Annotated in this window: 16 protein-coding genes; 10 read left to right on the top strand and 6 right to left on the bottom strand. The window is 65.8% G+C overall.

Annotated features, from left to right (window positions below):
• Nucleotides 1-19: 19 nt before the first annotated feature.
• Nucleotides 20-1,978 carry a hypothetical protein gene (locus G6P99_RS31240; protein ID WP_035978646.1) on the bottom strand — a complete coding sequence of 653 codons (1,959 nt, stop codon included), beginning with the start codon at nucleotides 1,976-1,978 and terminating at the stop codon, nucleotides 20-22.
• Nucleotides 1,979-2,094: 116 nt separating this feature from the next.
• Nucleotides 2,095-3,171 carry a lysylphosphatidylglycerol synthase transmembrane domain-containing protein gene (locus tag G6P99_RS31235; protein ID WP_029085353.1) on the bottom strand — a complete coding sequence of 359 codons (1,077 nt, stop codon included), beginning with the start codon at nucleotides 3,169-3,171 and terminating at the stop codon, nucleotides 2,095-2,097.
• 616 nt (nucleotides 3,172-3,787) lie between these two features.
• Between G6P99_RS31235 and G6P99_RS31230 the strand changes: the two genes are divergently transcribed.
• The 3 genes from G6P99_RS31230 (at nucleotide 3,788) to G6P99_RS31220 (ending at nucleotide 9,845) form a co-directional block, all read left to right on the top strand.
• Nucleotides 3,788-5,206: an MFS transporter gene (locus G6P99_RS31230; protein WP_414645438.1), complete on the top strand. Its 1,419-nt coding sequence runs from the start codon at nucleotides 3,788-3,790 to the stop codon at nucleotides 5,204-5,206.
• Between the two features lie 79 nt (nucleotides 5,207-5,285).
• Entirely contained in the window at nucleotides 5,286-7,292 is a 2,007-nt protein-coding gene (locus G6P99_RS31225; RefSeq protein WP_165124553.1) for a S9 family peptidase, read from the top strand.
• 147 nt (nucleotides 7,293-7,439) lie between these two features.
• Nucleotides 7,440-9,845, top strand: a complete 2,406-nt coding sequence (locus tag G6P99_RS31220; protein WP_165124550.1) for an EAL domain-containing protein — start codon at nucleotides 7,440-7,442, stop codon at nucleotides 9,843-9,845.
• A 20-nt stretch (nucleotides 9,846-9,865) separates the two neighbouring features.
• Here G6P99_RS31220 and G6P99_RS31215 read toward each other — a convergent pair whose 3' ends face one another.
• On the bottom strand, nucleotides 9,866-10,300 hold the full coding sequence (locus G6P99_RS31215) for a hypothetical protein (RefSeq protein ID WP_029085357.1): 435 nt from the start codon (nucleotides 10,298-10,300) through the stop codon (nucleotides 9,866-9,868).
• 50 nt (nucleotides 10,301-10,350) lie between these two features.
• Between G6P99_RS31215 and G6P99_RS31210 the strand changes: the two genes are divergently transcribed.
• Nucleotides 10,351-10,995, top strand: a complete 645-nt coding sequence (locus G6P99_RS31210) for a hypothetical protein (protein ID WP_051346867.1) — start codon at nucleotides 10,351-10,353, stop codon at nucleotides 10,993-10,995.
• A gap of 21 nt (nucleotides 10,996-11,016) precedes the next feature.
• On the opposite strand, the gene G6P99_RS31205 is transcribed toward G6P99_RS31210, so the two are convergent.
• Nucleotides 11,017-12,360, bottom strand: a complete 1,344-nt coding sequence (locus G6P99_RS31205) for a PLP-dependent aminotransferase family protein (protein ID WP_029085359.1) — start codon at nucleotides 12,358-12,360, stop codon at nucleotides 11,017-11,019.
• A 180-nt stretch (nucleotides 12,361-12,540) separates the two neighbouring features.
• On the opposite strand from G6P99_RS31205, the gene G6P99_RS31200 reads away from it, so the two are divergent.
• Nucleotides 12,541-12,777, top strand: a complete 237-nt coding sequence (locus G6P99_RS31200; protein WP_029085360.1) for a DUF1127 domain-containing protein — start codon at nucleotides 12,541-12,543, stop codon at nucleotides 12,775-12,777.
• Between the two features lie 23 nt (nucleotides 12,778-12,800).
• Here G6P99_RS31200 and G6P99_RS31195 read toward each other — a convergent pair whose 3' ends face one another.
• Nucleotides 12,801-13,226, bottom strand: a complete 426-nt coding sequence (locus G6P99_RS31195) for a universal stress protein (protein ID WP_029085361.1) — start codon at nucleotides 13,224-13,226, stop codon at nucleotides 12,801-12,803.
• 157 nt (nucleotides 13,227-13,383) lie between these two features.
• On the bottom strand, nucleotides 13,384-13,926 hold the full coding sequence (locus tag G6P99_RS31190; protein WP_029085362.1) for a SixA phosphatase family protein: 543 nt from the start codon (nucleotides 13,924-13,926) through the stop codon (nucleotides 13,384-13,386).
• 95 nt (nucleotides 13,927-14,021) lie between these two features.
• Here G6P99_RS31190 and G6P99_RS31185 point away from each other — a divergent pair, with 95 nt between their 5' ends.
• The 5 genes from G6P99_RS31185 to G6P99_RS31165 all read left to right on the top strand — a co-directional run bounded on the left by G6P99_RS31185 (nucleotide 14,022) and on the right by G6P99_RS31165 (nucleotide 22,002).
• Nucleotides 14,022-15,509 carry an NAD(P)/FAD-dependent oxidoreductase gene (locus tag G6P99_RS31185; protein ID WP_029085363.1) on the top strand — a complete coding sequence of 496 codons (1,488 nt, stop codon included), beginning with the start codon at nucleotides 14,022-14,024 and terminating at the stop codon, nucleotides 15,507-15,509.
• 76 nt (nucleotides 15,510-15,585) lie between these two features.
• Nucleotides 15,586-16,086, top strand: a complete 501-nt coding sequence (msrB, locus tag G6P99_RS31180; RefSeq protein WP_029085364.1) for a peptide-methionine (R)-S-oxide reductase MsrB — start codon at nucleotides 15,586-15,588, stop codon at nucleotides 16,084-16,086.
• Nucleotides 16,087-16,378: 292 nt separating this feature from the next.
• Nucleotides 16,379-18,190, top strand: coding sequence for a flagellar hook-basal body complex protein (locus tag G6P99_RS31175; protein WP_165124547.1), 1,812 nt, complete (start codon nucleotides 16,379-16,381; stop codon nucleotides 18,188-18,190).
• 46 nt (nucleotides 18,191-18,236) lie between these two features.
• Nucleotides 18,237-20,114 (top strand): flagellar hook-associated protein FlgK, encoded by a 1,878-nt coding sequence (gene flgK, locus G6P99_RS31170; protein ID WP_029085366.1) that lies wholly within the window; start codon nucleotides 18,237-18,239, stop codon nucleotides 20,112-20,114.
• 7 nt (nucleotides 20,115-20,121) lie between these two features.
• Complete coding sequence (locus tag G6P99_RS31165) at nucleotides 20,122-22,002, top strand: flagellar protein (RefSeq protein ID WP_165124544.1); 1,881 nt, start codon at nucleotides 20,122-20,124, stop codon at nucleotides 22,000-22,002.
• Nucleotides 22,003-22,064 lie beyond the last annotated feature (62 nt).

The following is a 22,064-nucleotide window of genomic DNA, read 5'->3' as shown; positions in this document are numbered from 1 at the left end:
TCAGGAACGGCTCACGACTTCAGCGCTGCTCGGGCGCAATCGGCAGCGGTGCGACCGGCTCGGACGTCACCTCAGGCACGACGGTGTTCAATCGCAGCACCGTAGCGGCCGCGGGGACCGCGGCATCGGCCATCGCCGCATGGCCTTCTGCGCTCGGGTGCACCGCGCCGCCATACACCGCTGACAAAATGCCCCATGTCGCGTCGTGGATGTCGGTCGGCTGCATCGAGGACGGCAGGCCTTGCGGATAGGTCATCGCCGCGAAATAGCTGTCATTGGCGTCGCGGATCCAGCGCGCGCGCGGCAGATAGGCGCGATATTCGCCGGCGCTGCGGCCGCATTTGAGCGGCTGGTTGGCCGCGGCGACGATGTCGGACACGAAGCTGTCGCCGTTGGCGGCGAAGCAGTCGCGGTCGAACTCCGGATCGGTCGACGCGCGTGCGCAGAAGCCATGGCTTGCAAACGCATCCTGATGCGCGTCGACGAAGGTCATGCGGTCGGCCTGCGGATTGCGGCAGATGATGCCGGACTGGCACTGCGCGATCGCCTTGAGCTGCGGCAGGAACTCGTTCTGCACGAAGCCCGAGACCGACGCGAGCCGCTTGGGATCGGCGTTGAACGAGGGATGGATCTCGAAGCCGGCGCGGCCGCCGGGGCAGGGTGCGCCGCCATTGGCCAGCGCCGGATTGGCGTAGGCCGTATAGACGACGTGCGAGAGGTCGCCGCCGACCAGAGGCTTCAGCGCATCGCGCAGCTTGGCGAAATCGGCCGGCAGGTCGCGCGCCAGCGCCGAACGGGCATCGTCGACGCTGGCCATCGAGCCGCCGCGGCTGAACAGCGTGCGCTCGGTCGGGGTGTCGACGATCACGTTGGCGACGAGGCCGGAGAAGTAGATGTCGTTGGCGCCGACCGAGAGCAAGATGAGGTCGAGCGTGCGCTCCGGCTGCCGGCGCTTGGCGGCCGCCAGCGCCGTGCGCAGCTCCGCAATCTGGCCGTTGACGGTGCCCGAGCAGGTGTTGGCGGTCTTGGTCGGCAGGCATTCCCGCGCCTGCTGCGAGCCGAGCAGGCCGTCGGCGATGGTGGCGCCGGTGCAGGCCAGCGGCAGATAGGTCACCGCGATGTGCGGATATTGCACGGCAAGCGCAAGGGCGGTGCGGGTCTGGTAGCTGTACAGCGAGCGGTGACAGGCCGAGTTGAGCCACAGTGCGCTCTGGCGCTGCCAGTTGGTCAGGGTGTCCGGCGCCTCGCAGGCGCGGCCGCCCTTGTAGCCGGCGCGGCTCGGCCGGTAATACTGCGCGCCGCCGAGATAGGATCGGAAGCAGAAGCCCTCGTCGGAGAGCGCAATCGCGCGGTCGGGATTGCCTTCGCCGGATGCGATGCTGTCGCCGAGGCCCGCAATCAGCAGATCGCGCACCGCGATCTGCGTCGTCAGGCGCTGGTTGGCGTCCGCGCCGCTTGCGACATCGACGGTCGCGACCGTGGTGCGGCCGTAACGGACGCGCAGATTGACCGGCTCGGCGCAATCGAAGGTCGAGGATTGCGGCCCGTCGCCGTCGTCAAACGACCAGGCGCAGGTCGCACCGACCGGAACCGGGCCGGTGAGGCGAACCACGATCGGGTGATCGATCGGCGTCAGGTAGCTTTCCTTGACGTTGTCGCGGGTGCAGGGCTCGCTGACGCGGCCCTGCAGGTCGATGCAGAGCCGGTTGACCATGTTGCGCGCCCAGCCGCGGCCATCGCTTTGCAGTTCCAGCGCCTGTTCCGTGGCCAGCACGCTGCGGCCAAGCCCGCTTTCGACATGGAGGCGGAAGTCGCGCTCCTCGCGGAACAGGCGGAAGCGGTTGCGGACCTCCCAGGAGATCTGCAACTGACTGTCCTGCGCGTCGGCGGCTGATGCGAATACCGCCAGCAGTGCGCTGCCGAGCAGCACGCTGCAGACCGTCACACGAAACGAAAATCGAACCAGAGAGCCAATCATGGCGCGGTTTGACGTGAGCGGTACGGCGAAAATAAGAGAAGCGGGTGCGGGGATCGAAATACCGGCATCGAAGAGCTGGGACCGAGAGCTGGGACCTGGGGCCGATAACGTCGCTGTTACCGTCTCAGCCGCCTGATCTGCTGCTGCCGGCTTTCGATCGGTTGCCGCACGGTCGCCGAAGCCGTGCAGGCTTGGCTCAGTCGCTTTCGTTCTTGCCAGGGCTTCACCACGTTGAGCCAAAGCTCGCGCATGCCCATGATCGAGATCGAAATCCCGAACGGAATCAGGAAATAGAGGATACGGAACACCACCAGCGTTGCCAGCAATTGTTCCTTGCTGAACTCCGGCAGCGCCACCAGCATTGCGGCGTCGAACACGCCGATCGAGCCGGGGGCATGGCTGGCGAAGCCGAGCAGGGTCGCCAGGATGAACACGACGGCGAGCGAGACGAAGTCGATATGCGGCTCGGTCGGCATCAACAGGTACATCGCAAGCGCACAGAAGCCGAGATCGACCACGCCGATGATGATCTGCAGCAGCGTCAGCCTGGCGGAGGGCAGCACCACCTTCCAGCCGTTCTGGCCGAGCTCGCGGCGCTTCTCGCCGGTCAGGAGCCAGACGAAATAGGCGCCGATGCCGGCAAGGCAGCCGAGCGCGATCAGGCGGTTCATTGCCGGCGGCAGCAGGTCCATTGCCGATGCCGCCGCGGGGTGCCAGGCCATGCCGAAGCCGAGCACGAACAGATTGCCGAGCCAGAACGTCAGGCCCGACAGAAAGCAGATCTTGGCGACGTCGATCGCGGACAGGCCGTAATCGGAATAGATCCGGAAGCGGATCGCGCCGCCGGTAAAGACGGTGGCGCCGATATTGTGGCCGATCGTGTAGCTCGTGAAGCTCGACAGCGCTGCGATGCGGTAGGGGACGTGGGTCTTGCCGATCGTGCGCAGCGCGAAGAAGTCATAGAACGTCAGGGTGCAGAACGCCCCGACCACGCAGAGCGCCGCCAGCGCGATCCGGTGCGGTGCGATGTCGGTCAGCGCGGTGAGGATGATACCGGTATCGACGCCCTTCAGGGTGTGGACCAGCGTCGTGATTGCGAACGCGATGATGAGCACGCTCGCAGCGATCCCGAGCCGTTTCCAGCCGATCTTTTCCTTGAAGCCACGCCCAAGCGTGGTCAGCAGCCGAAGCATTCATCCTCCCGGCAGGGACAATTTCAGTGGGACCCGGTCACGGATAGCGACGGGTAACGGGGCAAACGCACCGTACGCGATGACCCATAAGGCAAAACCGATGCGTTGTGCAGCCCTTGACAAGCCAACCTTCGGCTCACGTTCAGCGTCATTGTCATATTGGCTACATATGGTCTCGCTCTGCGGAATGTGAGTCGCTCGTATCCGTCCGTCGCGGCGGGGACGCGGCATGTTCCGCCGTTCTGCGGCCGTTCCCGGCGATTTCATCCGCATTTTTGCCGATTTTGCCGCCGTCTCGGCACCGGCGCCGGGCAGTCGGCGCGAAGCGAATGGACGATATGCATCAGCACGGGGACGCCGGAGCGCGGCCGCGGCGTTTACCAAAGCGTGAAGTCGCCGTGCACATGCGCGTGGTCCGGCTGCAGACCGCCGCTCGGGCCCGGATGAGCCGCGCAAGACCCGGTCCGTAGGTCTATTGAGGCAAAACGCCGCGCAAGATGGCCGCAGCCGCACGGGCCGGCCGGCATGACGACAGCACACTTCGATCGGTGACGAAGTATTGCGTCGAAACGAAGGCCTATCTCTCGCATTGGTTGCCCAGAGCGAGGACAAGACCATGCAGCAGACATCCCTGAACGTCCGGCGCATGCCGGACGGGAGCGCAGCGTCCCATCGGCAGTCGACCGGCCTTGCGGCAACGTTGACGCTGGCCGCGATGAGTCTCGGTTACGGCGTCGTGCAGCTCGACGTCACCATCGTCAACACGGCGCTCAATGCCATCGGCGGCTCGCTCGGCGGGGGCGTTGCCGAGCTGCAATGGGTGGTTAGCGCCTACACCATCGCCTTTGCCGCCTTCATCCTGACCGCCGGCGCGCTTGGCGACCGGATCGGCGCCAAACGCGTCTTCATGGCGGGCTTTGCGATCTTCACCGCGTCATCGGTTGCCTGCGCAGTCGCGCCCGACGCCGTGACGCTGATCGCCGCGCGCTGCGTGCAGGGACTGGCCGCGGCGATTCTGGTGCCGAACTCGCTCGCGCTGCTCCGCCACGCCTATGCGGATGAGAAGGCGCGGGGACGCGCGGTCGCCGTCTGGGCCGCGGGCGCGAGCCTTGCGTTGACCGCCGGTCCGTTCGTCGGCGGCGCGCTGATCATACTGGTCGGCTGGCGCGCGATCTTCCTGGTCAATTTGCCGATCGGCCTTGCGGGGTTGTGGCTCGCCTGGCGCTTTGCCGGTGAAACCACGCGCCATCAGCAGCACCGGCTCGATCTGCCGGGCCAGCTTGCGGCCATCGCCGCGCTCGGCACGCTGGCCGGCGCGCTGATCGAGGGCGGCGCGCTTGGCTGGGGCAGCCCGTTCGTGGTTGCAGGCTTTGTTCTCGCCACTGTCTTCTCCGTGCTGTTCGTCTGGCGTGAGGCTAGCGCGGCGCAGCCGATGCTGCCGCTCTCGCTGTTCCGCCGGAGGATGTTTGCCCTGACCTCGCTGGTCGGCCTGCTGGTCAACATCGCGTTCTACGGGCTGATCTTCGTGCTCAGCCTCTACTTCCAGCAGGTCAACGGCCTGTCGGCGTTCGCAACCGGTCTGGCGTTCGTGCCGATGCTCGGCGCCGTGCTGCCCGCCAATTTGATCGCGCCGCATGTTGCGGAGCGGATCGGCGCGCCGCGGGCAATCGCGCTCGGCGCCGCGACCTCGGCCGCCGGATGTGCAGGCCTGCTGTTGATAGGCCCGGGCACCAGCTACCCCGCGATCTGCCTGCAACTGCTCGCGATGAGCGCCGGCCTCGGCCTTCTGGTGCCGCCGTTGACGTCGACATTGCTCGGCAGCGCCGAGCCGCAGCATAGCGGCATCGCGGCCGGGGTGCTGAATGCGACCCGGCAGACTGGCAGCGTGCTCGGTGTTGCGCTGTTCGGCTCGATGGTCAGCCGGTCCACAGCCTTCATCGCCGGCCTGCATGCAGCGCTCGTGATCTCCGCCGCATTGCTGCTTGCGGCCGCCGCGCTGATCTGGATCGGTGCATCATCACAAGCGCGGCAATGATTGAACCGGCGATTGCACGGCGGCCAGCCTGCATCTAACGTTGCACCATCGGCGGACGCCGCCTACGGGGGCCGATCAGATGCCTGCGCCAATCGACCGTCGCCTCTTGCTGCAGCGCGCCGCCATGCTTGGCGCTGCGCTGCCATTCGCCAGTCTGATCGGTTCGGCGCGAGGACAGGCGCCCGACCTGGTCGCGCGCAGGGTGTTCTTCGACAATCCCGACTACCTCAATGTCCGTCTCAGCCCGGACGGGACGCAGCTGTCCTATGTCGCGCCGCTCGATGGCGTGAACAACCTTTGGGTCGCCCCGCTTTCCGATCTCAAGGCGGCGCGGCCGGTCACGCACGTCACCGATCGCAACATCTCGGCAGGCTATCGCTGGGCACATACCAACCGCCATGTGGTGTTCTTCCGCGAGCGCGACGGCGACGAGAACTGGCGCGCCGCGAGCGTCGACATCACCGACGGGAAGATTGTGCCTCTGACGCCGGAGACCGGTGTCAAAGCCTTCGTGCAGGAGTCCGATCGCAAATTCCCCGAGGAGATGCTGCTGCGGCACAACCAGCGCGACAAGCGCTACTTCGACCTGTACCGCGTCAACATCGTGACCGGCACGAGCGAGCTCGTCCACGAGAACCGCGACTATGTCGGCTTGATCACCGACAGCGCGTTCCAGCTGCGCCTGGCATATCGCCTGATCGCCGACGGCTCGGCCGAGGTGTCCGAGCGCCGTCCGGACGGCAGCTGGGCGCCCTTCATGACGGTGCCGATCGCCGACACCGACACGACGCAGATGCTGGATTTCAGCGCCGACGGCAAGACGCTGTACCTGATCGATTCACGCGGCCGCGACAAGGCGGCGTTGTTCGCCCTCGACATGGCCACGCGCCAGACCACGCTGCTTGCCGCCGATGATGATGCTGACATCGTAAGGGCGATCTTCGACGAGAATCGCCGGCCATTGGCGGCGCTGGCGATCACCGACCGGATGCACTGGCATGCCGTCGATCAAAGCGTCGCCAGGGACCTCGCCGATCTGAGCCGCTATGGTGCCGGCGACATCAGCTTTGTCAGCAACTGCGATGATCTCCAGCTGGGCACGGTCCATTTCGAGCGCGACACCGAGAGCGGAGAATACGCGCTGCTCGACCGCCGCACGCGTGAGGTGCGCAAGCTGTTCACGCAGCGCCACACGCTTGACGGCGTTGCGCTGCGCAAGCTCGAGCCGGTCGTGATCCCCTCGCGCGACGGCCTGCGCCTCAACTGCTATCTGACCCGGCCGGTCGAGGCCGAGGCCGGCCGGGTGCCGCTGGTGCTCGTGATCCATGGCGGGCCGTATTATCGCGACAGCTGGGGATTCAGCCCGGTCCATCAATGGCTCGCCAGCCGGGGCTATGCGGTGCTTGCGGTCAACTACCGCGGCTCGACCGGCTTCGGCAAAGCCTTCGTCACTGCCGCCGACCACGAATGGGGCGGCAAGATGCACGACGATTTGATCGATGCGGTCGATTGGGCGATCGCACAAGGTATCGCCGATCCGAAGCGCGTCGGCTTCTTCGGCGGCAGCTATGGCGGCTATTCGGCATTGATGGCGGCGACCAAGACGCCCGATGTGTTCGCTTGCATCGTCGATCTGTTCGGCATTTCCAACCTCGTCACCTTCATGGCGACGATCCCGCCCTACTGGGGCCCGTGGATCAGTGTCTGGAAAAACCGGCTCGGCGATCCCGACACCGAGGCCGGCCGTGCATTCCTGGTCGAACGTTCGCCGCTGACCCACATCGACCGTGCCATCAAGCCGATCCTGATCGCGCAGGGCCTGCGCGATGTCAGGGTTGTGGCTGCCGAGTCCGAGCAGATGGTCAATGCGCTCAAGCAGCGCGGAGTACCCGTGACCTACGTCACATTCTCTGACGAAGGGCATGGTTTTGTGCGGCCGGAAAACCGGCTTGCCTTCTATGGCGTCACCGAAGCGTTCCTTGCCAAGCATCTCGGCGGCCGTTGCCAGCCAATCGGAAACGATTTCGCCGGCTCGTCACTCAAGGTCGAGACCGGAGCTGAACTGGTGCCCGGGCTGCGCGGCTGAGACGAATTGCAACTCGGGATTGCCGTATTCCCTGACGATATGTCCTGCGTTCAAGGCTTTTTCACCATGCGTGGAACCTTGTTGCAGTGCGGTTACCGTTCGTACACGAATGCGCTGGTTTTTATAGGTCCATAAATGGGGCCTATAATGTATCGCGTTTTGACCTGTCTCACTTTGGAACATGACTGGCGGCTGGTCGTCCTTGGCGGAGTGATCTGCCTGCTCGCCAGCGCCGTCGCGATCAGCCTGTTTCACCGTGCCCGCGCCGCAGAGGGCCGCGCCCGCGAGATCTGGATCGGTCTTGATGCGGCGGTGGGCGGTTGCGGGATCTGGGCCACCCATTTCGTCGCCATGCTGGCGTACGATCCTGGCATCGGGGCCGGATACAACATTCCCATCACGCTGCTGTCGCTGGTGCTTGCAGTTGCGATCCTGGCCGTCGGATTGGCCGTCGCCACGCTCGACGAGCGCTGGTGGACGGTGGCGGCCGGTGGCGCGATCGTCGGCGCAGGTGTCGCGGCGATGCATTACACCGGCATGCTGGGCCTGCAGCTGCCTGCGCGCATCGTCTGGTCGCCCGGTATCGTGGCCGCATCGATCGCATTCGGGAGCCTGTTTGGCGCGCTCGCGCTTGTCGTTGCCACGCGTGGCGAAAGCCTTCGCACTACTCTGGCTGCGACCGGCCTTCTGACCGTTGCGATCGTCTCGCATCATTTCACCGCGATGGGTGCGGTCACCCTGGTCCCGGATCCGACGATCGTTCCCGACGGGCTTTCGGTCTCGCCGCGCGTGCTTTCGTTCATGACTGCGGTTGCGGCCTTCGCCATCCTCGGCCTGTCGCTGATCGCTTCCATCCTCGATCGTCGCGCCAAGACCGAGCTTCACAAGCAGAAAGTGGTGCTGGATACCGCGCTCGAGAATATGTCGCAGGGGCTGTGCATGTTCGATGCCGATGGCCGCATCATGCTGTTCAACGAGCGCTACAGCGAGATCATGGGGCGCAACCGCGTGCCGCTCAAGGGACGCCTGCTGATCGACGTCCTGCAGGACCTGCATTCCATCGGCGAGTGGGACGGCGATCCCGAGGAGTTCTGCGATGTTCTCGTTGCCGAGGCAAAAGCCGGCCACAGCGCGACGCGGATCGTCAGCCGCAATGATCGCGCGATCCGCGTGGTCGACCAGCCGATGAAGGGCGGCGGCTGGGTCGCAACTTTCGAAGACATCACCGAATGGCAGCAGGCCCAGGAACAGATCTCGCACATGGCGCGGCACGACGCGCTGACCAACCTGCCGAACCGGACGCTGTTCCGCGAGCAGCTCGAGAAGGCCTCGAGATTGGCCAAGCGCTCCGACCAGCTCGCCGTGCTCTGTCTCGACCTCGATCATTTCAAGGAGATCAACGACACGCTCGGGCATCCGATCGGCGACGCGCTGCTGCGCGAGGTCGCGCGGCGGCTCGGCGAATGCGTGACCGAGCATGACACCGTGGCGCGGCTTGGCGGCGACGAATTCGCCATCGTGCAGTTCTGCAGCAACTGCGAACCATCAGTCGTGTCGCAGCTCGCAAGTCTCGTGGTCGAGCGGATCGCCGCGCCCTACGAGATCGGCGGCCATCAGCTCGTGATCGGCGTCAGCATCGGCATCTCGCTCGCACCCGAAGACGGCAAGGGTCCCGACGAACTGCTGCAAAAGGCCGATCTGGCGCTGTACCGCGCCAAGGCCGACGGCCGCGGCACCTATCGGTTCTTCGAGACCGGGATGGACGCGCGCGCGCAGGCGCGCCGCCTGCTGGAGCGCGACCTGCGGCTGGCGCTCGAGCGCGACGAGTTCGAGGTCTATTACCAGCCGATCCGCGATGTCGTGGGCGATCAGGTGGTCGCCTTCGAGGCGCTGGCGCGCTGGAACCATTCACTGCGCGGCCTGATCGCGCCCAACAATTTCATTCCGGTCGCCGAGGAAACCGGGCTGATCGTTCCGCTTGGCGACATCGTGCTGCGCAAGGCCTGCGCCGATGCCGCAGGCTGGCCCAAGGACATCGCGGTCGCCGTCAACCTCTCTCCGGTGCAGTTCAAGAACCCGAACCTGGTGTCGTCGGTGAAGGCGGCGCTGGAAGCATCTGGCCTGTCTGCGGATCGGCTTGAGCTCGAGATTACCGAATCGGTGCTGCTGCAGAACAGTGAGGCGACGCTTGCGGTGCTGCACGAGCTGCGTGGTTTCGGTGTCCGCATCTCGCTCGACGATTTCGGCACCGGCTACTCCTCGCTGAGCTATCGGCGCAGTTTCCCGTTCGACAAGATCAAGATCGACCGTTCCTTCGTGACGGACCTTGCGACACGCGAGGACTCGATGGCGATCGTGCGCGCGGTCACCGGCCTCGGCAAGAGTCTCGGCATCGTCACCACGGCCGAGGGCGTCGAGACCGATACGCAGTTCGACTTGTTGCGGCAGGAGGGCTGCACGCAGGCGCAAGGCTATCTGTTCAGCCCGCCGCGGCCGGCGGCTGATGTCGCCAAGATGCTGCTGCGCAGGCTGCCGGAACGATCGGTGGCTTGATCAACGACGGGCGAGGACGCCTAGCTCTTGCGCAGGGCAAAATAGGCGCCGCAAAACGCCATTACGGCGCCGAGGCACAGCGCGGCGAGGCCGGCCAGCACGGCGGAGATGGTCGAGACCGTGCTCGGCGCCGCCGCGGCCTGGCCGGCGCCCGCCAGCATCAGCACGCCGACGACGATCAGGAACTGCCGCATCCGCTGCGGAATCTGGCCGGCCACCGCGCTGTGCATCAGGTTGGCGGTGAAGTAGCCGCCCGAAAACCCGACGCTCGCGATCAGCCACCACGCAATCGCCGCGCCTGCCGGCATGAACTCGTGGGTATCGGAGCGCCACAGGCCGCCGAGATCGAGCCCGTAGCGCGCGCCGAGCATATGCACGGCAAGCGCCAGCAGCACGCCTGAAATCATCGCGCCGCCGAGGATGAGGTAACGCGGAAAATAGGTCGTCTCGGGCATGGCTCGCTTGTAGGATAGGCATGACGTTCCGCGCAAGCGCGCGAACGTGCATGAACGGGTGGAACGGCGGATTGCCAACAACGTTGCAGGATCGGTCGGAGGCAGGCGAGGGCTCAGCCGTGCGCTATGCCTACAAGGCCTCTTTGGTCGGCTCGGCGCACCAGTTCGAGCTGACCGAGGACGGGCTGGCGTGGCGGATCGCCGGCAGGTCTGGCGCGTGGGATTACGCCGACATCTCCGCCGTGAAACTGTCGTATCGCCCGGTCTCGATGCAGCAGCAGCGATTTCGCGCCGACATCGACAATGCCAAAGGAGGACGGATTGCGGTCCTCTCGACCACTTGGCAGACCGCGACGCTGGTCGCGCCGCAGGGAGATCTGTATCGCACCTTCATCGTCGAGCTGCATCGCCGGATGCAGGCCGCGGGCAGCACCGCCAGGCTGGTCGGAGGTCTCGGGCCGAAGACCTACACCGCCGCGCTGGCGCTGCTGGCATGCCTTGCGGTGGCAATGATCGGATTGCTGCTGATGGCGCTGCTGACATCGAACTGGATGGGTGCGCTGTTCCTGGTCGGCTTTGCCGCGCTGTTCGCCTGGCAGGTCGGCGGCTTCATCACGCGCAACCGGCCGCGGCGCTACAGCTTCGATCGATTGCCCGATGCGTTGCTGCCGAAGCCACCCCGCAATCAAGCGTGATGAACCGCGGCATCGTCGCGTTCACTCGGTCGAATCAAAATCCTCTTCGGTCGCGCCGAGCATTCCTGCCAGCGTCCGCAGGCCGAGCTCGAGCTGCTCCAGCGGCGGCGCGGCGAGCGCAAGCCGTACCGCATTGGGCGCGTGTCCCGGCGTTGCGGCGAAGGTCGTTGACGGCGTCAGCGCGATGTCGCGGCGCGCCGCGGCGGCGACCAGCGTCTGCGAGCGCCAATGCGGCGGCAGGGTCAGCCAGAGGTGATAGGACTTTGGGTTGGTCTGGATCTCGAAGTCGGCCAGATATTTCGCCGCCAGCTGCTGGCGGCGGCCGGCGTCGATCCGCTTCAGCCGTGACAATTCGGCGGCGGTGCCGTCGGCCATCAGCCGCTGCCCGGCGGCGAAGGCGTAGCCCGACGCCGTCCAGCCGCCGGAGCGCACCGCGGCCATGATGCTCTCGCGCAGCCGCGGCGGCGAGACGATGAAGCCGAGCGCGAGGCCCGGCGCCACCTTCTTCGAGAGGCTGTCGAGCAGGATGCAGCTGTCGGGCGCGAGCGCGGCCAGCGGCACCTGGTCGTCGAGGAAACCGTAGACGCCGTCCTCGATGACGACGAGGCCGAGCTTCTCCGTCACGCGCAGCAGCTCGGCCCGGCGCTCGGCCGGCATCGTGATGCTGAGCGGGTTCTGGATCGTGGGCTGGATGTAGAGCGCGGACAGATGCGCCTCGCGGTGCGCCTTCTGCACCGCGTCCGGGCGCACGCCATGCTCGTCCATCGCGAGCGGCACCAGTGCGATGCCGAGCCGTGCGGCAATGCCCTTCACGAATGGATAGGTCAGCGCCTCGACGCCGCAGCGTCCGCCGGGCGGTACGACGGCGGCGAGCGCGGCGGCGATGCATTGCCGGCCGTTGGCGGTGAACACGATCTGGTCGGGATTCGGCGCCCAGCTCTTGCGCGCGAGGAATTCCGCGGAAATGGTCCGCGCCGCCCGCGTGCCGAAGCTGGTGGCCGGCCGCAGCGCGCCTTCGAGCACCTCGGGCCGCTCGAGCCCTTCGAGGCTCTTGGCGATCATCGTCGCCTGATGCGGCAGCAGCGGATAGTTGAATTCGAGGTCGATGCGGGCGCCGCGCGGCTCGGTCGGGGCCGCAATGCCGCGACGCGCCTCGCCGGACACGAAGGTGCCGCGGCCGACTTCGCCGACCACCAGCCCGCGCCGCAACAGCTCGGTGTAGACGCGGCTCGCGGTCGAGACGGCGATGTTGCGGTCATAGGCGAAATGGCGCTGCGGCGGCAGGCGGTCGCCCGCCTTGAGCGCGCCGCTGGCGATCTCGGCGGCCACCGTATCCGCCAGTTTCAGGTACTCGAATCGCGACATTATTGCACCGAGAGCAATGTTTTACTTGCTCCGAGAAATGTACCGGATCATTGAAGAGGGAACAAGCCCATGATTGCACCGAGGAGTGCGCAAGCAATCCGAGGTCACGATGACGCGAGTGCCGAAATGGCATCTACGTCAATGGCATAGCCGCGCCTCTGGGCATCGAAGGAGATGACAATGACGACGATAACCTCAGCCGCGTCACCGCCCGCGCGGTCCAGCATGCTGGGCGGATTGCTCCGATTGCTCCGAACGTGGGGCGATGCACTCGCGACCCACTGGGTGCGCCGCGAGGCGATCAAGACGCTGCGCCAACTCGATGACCGGACGCTGCGCGATATCGGAATTTCGCGCTGCCAGATCGAGCCCGCCGTCACCGGCGATCTCAACCTTGAGCTGGTGCGGATCCGTTGAGGCGTCAGTGGTGCGGCGTTGGACTAATGCCGCACCACCAGCACCGAGCATTTGGCGTAGCGCACCACGTGGCCGGCGTTTGAGCCGAGGAAGTAGGTGCGCATCGCCGGGCGGTGCGAGGTCATCACGATCAGGTCGGCCTTCATGATCGCGGCCTCCTCGAGGATCTCGTGATAGATGCCGCCCTGGCGGACCACGCCCGAGATGCGCTCGGGCGCAATGCCGGATTCGCGCGCCACGATCGAGAGCGCCTCTTCAGACGTTTCGCGCTGCTGGCTGTCGAAATCCGCCGGCACATATTCGGCGAGCATCACCGGCGTCATCGGCAGCACGTTGAGCAGGCGCACCGAGCCGTTCCATGTCTGCGACAGCGTCGCAGCGGTTGCGATCGCTGGCTTCGCCAGGTCGGTATCGGAGAGGTCGATCGGCACGAGAATGGATTTGTACATTTGCGCCTCCTGTCCGCGATTGGTCTGGAGCCGTTTGGTCCCTGTGCCGGGACGCGCGCCTTCTTTTTCTTGAAGCACCTTGTAGTGTCGCCGCGAACCGGTCCCCCTGTCGCGCCGACATCAATATAGCATGGCAGAGCGGCGCTGTCCGCTTGCGTCAGCCGCGCGAGGCCTGCTTCAACAGTTTAGGGCTGACGAACAGGACGAGCTTGCCGCGTCGGAAGGAGACGTCGTTCCAGTCGTCGGTCGCGAAGTCGAAGACGGCGAGCCCCGAGGTCGGCAGATTGTCGCTGAGCGCGCGCTTCGCGGCCTCGTCACCGCTGCCGGTCAGCGTCAGCGCGAGCTCGTGCATGCCGGGATTATGGCCGATCAGCATCAGCCGCTTCGGATCGGTGACCGAAGCCATCCGGATCGCGGTCAGCAGCTGTGCCGGATCGGCGCCGTAGAGGTCCGGCACGAATTCGACCTTCGGCGCGGCTCCAACACCCTTCAGCGCCTCGCGCACGATCTCCCAGGTCTGCGTGGTGCGGACCGCTGGCGACACCAGCGCCAGGTTGGGCAGGGGCGGATGGCGGGCGATCCAGCCGCCGATCTCCGCCGCATCGCGGTGGCCGCGCTCGTCGAGACGGCGGTCCTGGTCCTGCCCCGAAGGCGCGTCGGTTTCGGTCTTGGCGTGACGCAGCAGCAGCAAACGGCGCATGGACTTCCATTCTCGATTCGGTCTGGTCGCATTAATTCTACAGGCTCATGCTCCGGACAAGGTGACAAGCGCCGCAGCGGTTCGTAAGAAACGCCATGAGCGAGACTTCCACAAGTGCGGCGGACGGCCCTGACGAGGCGACATCGCCGTTCCGCGACCGTCTGGCATTCGACCTCGACGTCGACATCTGCGTGGTCGGAGCGGGGCTGGCCGGCCTGACGGTGGCGCGCGAGGCGGCGCGGCTCGGCGCGAGCGTCGCCGTGCTCGAGGGCCGCCAAATCGGCTGGAACGCCTCGGGCCACCATCTCGGCACCGTGATGCCGGGCTTCGGCCTGCCGATATCAGATGTGATCGAGCGTGTCGGCCTCGATGATGCCCGCGAATTGTGGGCGCTGTCGAAAGAGGGCGCCGACTATGTCCGCGCCACCGCAACCGAGGATCTTATCCCGGGCATCAACCCGAGCGATGGCGCGCTCGAAGTTTCCAATGTCGATGTCGGCGAGGCCTTGATCAGCCGGCTGCAGACGCTGGCTGTGGATTTTGCCACCGAGGTCGAAGGCTGGCAGGTCGACCGCGTGCGCAGCGTGCTCAGGACACCCCGCTATTTCCACGGCATCTATTATCCGAAGGCGTTCCAGATCGATGGCCGGAAATATGTGCACGGCCTCGCCGCGCTGGCGACCCGGGCGGGGGTGCGGATCTTCGAGGAAACGCCGGTCGTCAGCATCGATTTTTCCGGCATCCGCAAACGCATCGTGACGCCGACGGCGCGGCTGCGCGCCAACCATATTGTCCTCGCCGGCAATATCCATCTCGGTGCGCCGCTGAAGCGCTTGTCCGACACGCTGCTGCCGGTGTGGCGCTATGCGGCGCTGACCGAGCCGCTCGGGGAACAGCTTTCGGAGACGATCGCGTTTTCCGGCTCGGTCGCCGACAGCGACGGCATCGACCATTTCCGCATCGTCGATGGCGATCGTCTGCTGTGGGCCAGTCCGGAAACCACCTGGAACGCACGGCCGCAGCGCCTTGGGTCGGCGGTGCAGCGCCGCATCGCCACGGTGTTTCCACAGCTCGGCAAGGTTCCGATCGCCGAGATGTTCGGCGGCGCGGTCGGCGTCACCGTGCACGGCATGCCGCAGATCGGGCAGTTGCGCAGAGGGCTGTGGGTGGCGAGCGGCTTTGGCCGGCAGGGGCTCAATACCTCGGCGCTCGCCGGGCAGTTGATCGCGCGCAGCATCCTGTGGGGCGACGACCGCTGGCGGCTGTTTTCGCCATTCGAGCTGGTCTGGGCCGGTGGCACCACCGGCCGGGTTGCCGGTCATTTCATCGGCCTGTGGGCGAGGGGAGCCTCGTCCGCCGCGGGCGTCCTGGCCCGCTACCGCGAGGGTGCACGTGCGAAGGAACGCCTCCGCGAGGCGCGGCTGGCCGAGGCCAATTTCAAGGCGGGAACCAGGGGGCCGGCGCCGCGCCGTCCGCCGGTGCCCGTGGCGCGGCCAATGCCGCCACCCGCAGCCCTGCCGCCCGAGGAGCCGCATCCTCCCGCCTCGCAAGAAAGTGAGCGGATCTCCGACGGGCGGATGTAACGTCGGAGGGCTGTGTTCGTACCTGGTAACGAACCGTGGGCACGTACCCTGGGCCCTCCGCAAACGGAGCTTATTGATGATCGATCGCCGTATCCTGCTTGCTTCCGTCGCCGGCCTGTTCGGCCTTGCCGCCTTCCGCTGGCTGCGTGCCTCGCCGGCGCAGGCCGCCGAGAAATTCGAGATCGAGAAGACCGACGCCGAATGGCGCGCGCAGCTGACGCCGCAGCAATACGAGATACTGCGCAAGGAAGGCACCGAGCGGCCGGGATCGAGCCCGCTGCTCAAGGAGCACCGCAAGGGCACCTTCGCCTGCGCCGGCTGCGACCTGCCGCTGTTCTCGTCCGAGACCAAATATGAGAGCGGCACCGGCTGGCCGAGCTTCTGGAAGCCGCTGGAGAATGCGGTCGGCACCACGACCGACCGCACCTTCGGGATGGCGCGCACCGAGGTGCATTGCCGCCGCTGCGGGGGCCATCTCGGCCACGTCTTCGACGACGGCCCGAAGCCGACCGGGCTGCGCTACTGCATGGACGGTTTTGCGCTGGTGTTTCATCCGGCGGCGCCGTCGGCGACCTGACGGCCATCGCGTTTTCGAGCGAAGCCTGTCCCGCACTTGATGCGGGATGGGTGCCGGTTCGCGTCAAGAAAATGCGTCAAAATAGGAATGAACGAGCGCCGTCGGAACGGCGCTCCGTCCCGGCAATTGTTGCCTGCCCGGCAATTGTGCCCCGGTTAAACGGCGGGGGCTTTTTTTTCAAGCGCATGATTTTGTTACGATTCGTTTCCTGGCACGACCCTTGCGACATGCTCCGCTGATGCGGCCACTCTTGTGATTGCCAGCCGCCGGGAATCGAATTGGAGAACATGTCATGGGTATCTTCGGCGCTCTTACGACGGCGGTCGGTGGCTTGCGCGCAGGGTCGTACGCGCTCGAAAACATCTCCGGCAACATCGCCAACTCTCAGACCACGGCCTTCAAGCGCATCGATACCTCGTTCCTCGACCTCGTCCCGCAGACCGCGCTAACCGCGCAACTCGCCGGCGGCGTCACCGCGCAGTCCCGCTCGACCAACTCGGTGCAGGGCGACGTGCAGTCGGCATCGGTCGCGACCTTCATGGCGATCAACGGCAACGGCTTCTTTGCGGTGCAAAAGCCCGGCAGCTTCACAGACGGTGCGCCGGTGTTCGACGGCGTCGACCGCTACACCCGCCGCGGCGATTTCCAGCTCAACAAGGACGGCTATCTGGTCAACGGCGCCGGCTATTATCTCGAGGGCGTGCCGATCGACCCGACCACGGGCAACCCCGCGGGCAGCTCGCCGCAAGTGCTGCAATTCAAGAACGACTTCCTGCCGGCGCAGCAGACCACCAAGATCGACTATCGCGCCAACCTCGCGTCCTACCCCCTGACCACCGCGCACGACACCTCGGTTCCCGGCTCCGAGTTGCTGCGGCCGGGCGCGTTCAGTGCCGGTCACAACCCGCTGGTGATCGGTACGCCGGCCGCGCCCCCGACCGACTCCTCCGTCACTGGCACCGCACAAAACAACAAGGCGACCCCGTCGGTCGCCAATACGCTCGCCACCACGCTGAACGGTACCGCGCCCAGCAACTCGATCGCCTCCAATTTCGTGGCGGGCGACACCATCACGGTCAACGGCACCGTCCTGACCTTTGTCGCCTCGGGCGCCACCGGTAACCAGCTCAATATCACCGACACGATCGGGACGCTGCTCAACAAGATCGACACCATCACTGCCTCCGGGATCTCGTCGACGATCGCCAGCAACGGTTCGATCACGATGCACTCCGGCACCGCGGCCGACCTCAGCGTAACGAGCTCGAACACCGCAGCCTTCGCGGCGCTCGGCTTCACCGGCTCGGCGGTTGCGAACCGCGGCGGTGGCGGAACGGTCGGCACCGGCCAGGTCGTCGGCAACGACAACTCGACCTTCCTGAACGAATCCGTCTCGGGCGGCGCGGTCACGGCTTACGACGTCTCGGGTGCGCCGGTGAACCTGCAATTCCGCTGGGCCAAGACCGACAGCTCCTCGCTGGGCTCCGGGCATACCGATACCTGGAACCTGTTCTATCAAGTCAATCCCAATGCGACCGGCACGCAGGTCTCCTGGCAGAACGCCAACATCAACTTCACCTTCGCCTCGAACGGCCAGATGTCGCCGGCGATCTCCTCGGTGACGCTCAACAATGCGGTCGTCAACGGCGTATCGCTCGGCAACCCCGCGATCAATTTCGGCTCCGGCGGCGTGACCCAGTTCGCGGATGCCAACGGCAACGTCCAGGTCAACCAGATCCAGCAGGACGGCTTTCCCGCCGGCCAGTTGCAGTCGGTCAGCGTTTCCACTAACGGCCGCATCGTCGGCAACTACACCAACGGCCGCAACATCGACCTCGCCGAGATATCGGTGGCGACCTTCAACGGCACCAACTTCCTCAAGCGCATCGACGGCGGTGCGTTCGAGGCGACCGACGAGTCCGGTGGCGCGCTGTTCGGCAAGGGCGGCAGCACCATCGTCGGTTCGTCGCTCGAAAGCTCGAACACCGATATTGCCGACGAGTTCACCAAGCTGATCGTGACCCAGCAGGCCTATTCGGCAAACACCAAGGTCATCACGACAACCAATTCGATGGTGCAGGATCTCCTGAACGTCGTGCGCTGATCGCATCGGCGATGCACGAGTGAAGCAGTAAAGGCGAGTACAGATCATGGGTTTGGGCCAAGCCCTTTCCACCGCGATGTCGGGCCTGCGCGCCACGCAGGCCTCGCTCTCGCTCGTGTCCTCGAACGTCGCCAACGCGGAGACGCCCGGCTACGTCAGGAAGACGCTCAACCAGGTTACCGGCACCACCGGCCAGTACGGATCGAGCGTCCTCATCACCGGCGTGAACCGCCAGCTCGACGAATTCCTGCAGACCCAGCTGCGCACCGAGACCTCGGGAGCCGCCTACGCCGACGTCCGCTCGGACTTCCTTTCCAATCTGCAGGGCGTGTACGGCAATCCCGACTCCACCGGCACGATCGAGGACGCCTACAACAAGTTCCTGACCGCGGTCCAGGGCTTGTCGACCAGCCCGGAATCGCAATCGGCGCGCATCGGCGTCGTCAATGCCGCGCAATCGATGGCGCAGCAGCTCAACGCGACCTCGCAGGGCATCCAGACGCTGCGTGCCAACGCCGAGGCCGGCATCAGCGACTCCATCAACACCGCCAACAATGCGTTGCAGCAGATCGCGCGTCTCAATGTCCAGCTGCAGGCCAACGGCGGCACGGCCGACGCGTCGACCGCGGCCTTGCTCGATCAGCGCGATCGCTACGTCACGCAGCTTTCGCAGCTGATGGACATCCGCACCGTCACCAACAGCCAGAACCAGGTGACCGTGTTCACCAATTCCGGCGTGCAGCTGGTCGGCACCGAGGCGGCGTCGCTCAGCTTCAACGCCCAGGGCACGATGACGCCCAACACGCTGTACAATACCGATCCGACCAAGAGCACCGTCGGCACCATCACCATCACGTTCCCGCATGGCGGCACCTACGACATGGTGTCGACCAACTCGATCCGCTCCGGCAAGATCGCCGCCTATCTCGAGCTGCGCGACAACACGCTGGCGCAGGCCCAGACGCAGATCGACCAGTTCGCCGCCGCGATGTCGAGCGCGCTGTCGGACAAGACGACCGCGGGCACTGCCGCGACGGCGGGGACGCAGTCCGGCTTCGACCTCGATCTCTCGGGACTGCAGAGCGGCAATACCATCCACGTCTCCTACAAGGACAACACCACCGGCCTCACGCACAATCTGTCGATCATCCGCGTCAACGATCCGAGCGTATTGCCGCTGAGCAATACCGCGACCGTCGATCCGAACGACGAGGTGCTGGGAGTGGATTTCTCCGGCGGCATGAGCTCGGTGCTGTCGCAGCTCAACGGCGCGCTCGGCGGAACCGGGCTGCAGTTCTCCAATCCGTCCGGATCGACGCTGCGCGTGCTTGACGACGGCGCCGCCAACAAGGCGGATGTGACCGCGGCGTCGGTCACGTCAACCGTCTCGTCGCTGACATCGGGCGATCCGCAGCTTCCGCTGTTCACCGACAATGGCGGGCTCTACACCGGCGCGATCACCGCGAACGGCTCGCAGACCACCGGCCTCGCCGCGCGGATCAGCGTCAACACCGCGCTGGTCGGCGATCCCTCGCGCATGGTCATCTATTCGACCAATCCGCAGACCCCGGCCGGCGACACCACGCGCGCCAACCTCATCCTGAACCAGCTGTCGAACGCGTCGTACAGCTATTCGCCGCAAACCGGCCTTGGCACCACGGGCGCGCCGTTCACCGGCACGCTCTTGAACTTTGCCAAGCAGTTCATCAGCCAGCAGGGCGAGTCGGCGACCGCCGCCAAGCAACTGGCTGACGGCCAGGACGTCGTGCTGAATACACTGCAGACCAAGATGGACTCGACCTCCGGCGTCAACATGGACGAGGAGATGGCGCATCTGCTTTCGCTGCAGAACGCCTATTCCGCCAATGCGCGCGTGATGTCGTCGATCAAGCAGATGTACGACGCGCTGCTGCAGCTCACGTGAGGGTAACATGTCGATCGACGGCGTAAGCGGCAGAACTTCCTATATCGGTACCACGATCCTCAACCTGCGCAATCAGCTCAATGACCTGACGACGCAGCTTGCGACCGGCAAGGTCTCGACGACCTATGCGGGGCAGGGGCTCGATCGCGGCTTTGCGCTCAGCCTGCGCGCGCAGATCAGCGGCATCAATGCGTTCTCCGATACGGCCACCAACCTCAACACGCGCCTGAGCGTCGCCAACCTTACTTTGCAGGGGCTGTCCGACGTCGGCACCCAGGTGAAGAACTCCGCGACAACGGCGACGCTGACCCTCAACGACAGCGGCCAGACCTCGGGGCAGATCACGGCGCAGGCGGCCTTCGCCAATGCGGTCGCGATGCTGAACAGCCAGTCCGGCGACCGCTATCTGTTCTCGGGCCGTGCGATGGATACTCCGGCCACGGTGTCCGCCGATACCATGCTGAAGGGCACGGCGACCCAGGCCGGGCTCACCCAGCTCATCAATGAGCGCAAGCAGGCCGATCAGGGCAGCAATCTGATGGGACGGCTGAGCGTCTCGTCGCCGCCGGCGACCACGACGGTGACAAGCGCTGCCGAGGACGGCTCGCCGTTTGGCCTCAAGCTCCTGTCGGTGCAGTCGTCATTGACCGGCGCCACCGTGACACAGCCGACCGGCACGCCGAAGGCGACCTCGGTCGATCTCGGCGCCGTCAATCCGAAGGATGGCGACAAGATCAAGTTCAACTTCACGCTGCCCGACGGCACCACCGATGCGGTCGAGCTGACGGCGACGACGACGAACCCGCCGCCCGCGGGCTCGTTCCTGATCGGCGCCGACACTGCGGCGACGACCGCCAACCTGCAGTCGACGCTGACCTCGTCGATCAAGACGTTGAGCGACACCTCGCTGGTCGCGGCCTCCGCGGTCGCGGCGTCCAACAATTTCTTCAATCCGGTCGCGACCGTCTCGGGCGCGGCCGTCAACAACCACAACACGCCGCCGGCGCCGATCAGCGGTGCCACGGCGCTTTCGGGCGCAGCCGGCACCGACTCGGCGTCCACGAGCTTCGCGGCCGGTGACACCATCACGGTGAACGGCACCCCGATCACCTTCGTTGCCTCGGGTGCCACCGGCAACCAGGCCAACGTCACCGACAGCGTGCAGACGCTGATGGCGAAGATCGACCAGATCAGCGGTACCAAGAACCCATCCACCATCAGCAATGGTGCGATCACGCTGCATGGCGCCGACGGTGAGAGCCTCTCGGTATCGAGCTCCAATGCGGCAGCGCTCGGCGCGCTCGGCATCGCCAACAATACGACCGCGACGCCGGCGCCGCTCAGGGTCGGCGGACCGCCATTCGACACCGCGACCAGCCTGGTGGCGGGCACGCCGGCTAACACCGTCTACTGGTACACCGGCGAGAACGGCCCGGGATCGGCGCGCGGCACCGCCGTCGCGCAGGTCGATCAATCGATCACCGTGCAGTATGGCGCGCGCGCCAACGAGCAGGCCTTCCGCTATCTGCTGCAGAACGTCGCGGTGTATGCGGCTGTTACCACCAATGCCAGCAATCCGAATGCGAGCCAGCAAGTGACGGCGCTGGCGCAGCGCGTCAGTGCGAACCTCGCTCCGCAGAACGGTCAGCAGCAGATCCAGGACGTGCAGGCGGAATTCGCCGGCGCCCAGACGGCAACGAAGGCGGCCACCGATCGCCAGACCCAGCTCAAGGGCATGGCGGAAACGATGCTGGACTCGGTCGAGGGCGTCAATCAGGACGAGGTGGCGACCAAGATCCTGGCGCTGCAGACCAGCTTGCAGGCGTCGTACCAGACGACATCGATGCTGTATCAGACCACGCTGTTGAAATATCTGCCGATCAGCTGATCGCCCGCTGCGCATCCATGGATAGCAAAAAGGCCTCCTCGCGGAGGCCTTTTTTCGTTTCA

The sequence above is a fragment of the Bradyrhizobium sp. 6(2017) genome (assembly GCF_011058295.2).
GTDB lineage: Bacteria > Pseudomonadota > Alphaproteobacteria > Rhizobiales > Xanthobacteraceae > Bradyrhizobium > Bradyrhizobium septentrionale.
Note: the sequence above shows the minus strand (reverse complement) of the source record. Positions and strands in the feature narration are given on the sequence as shown.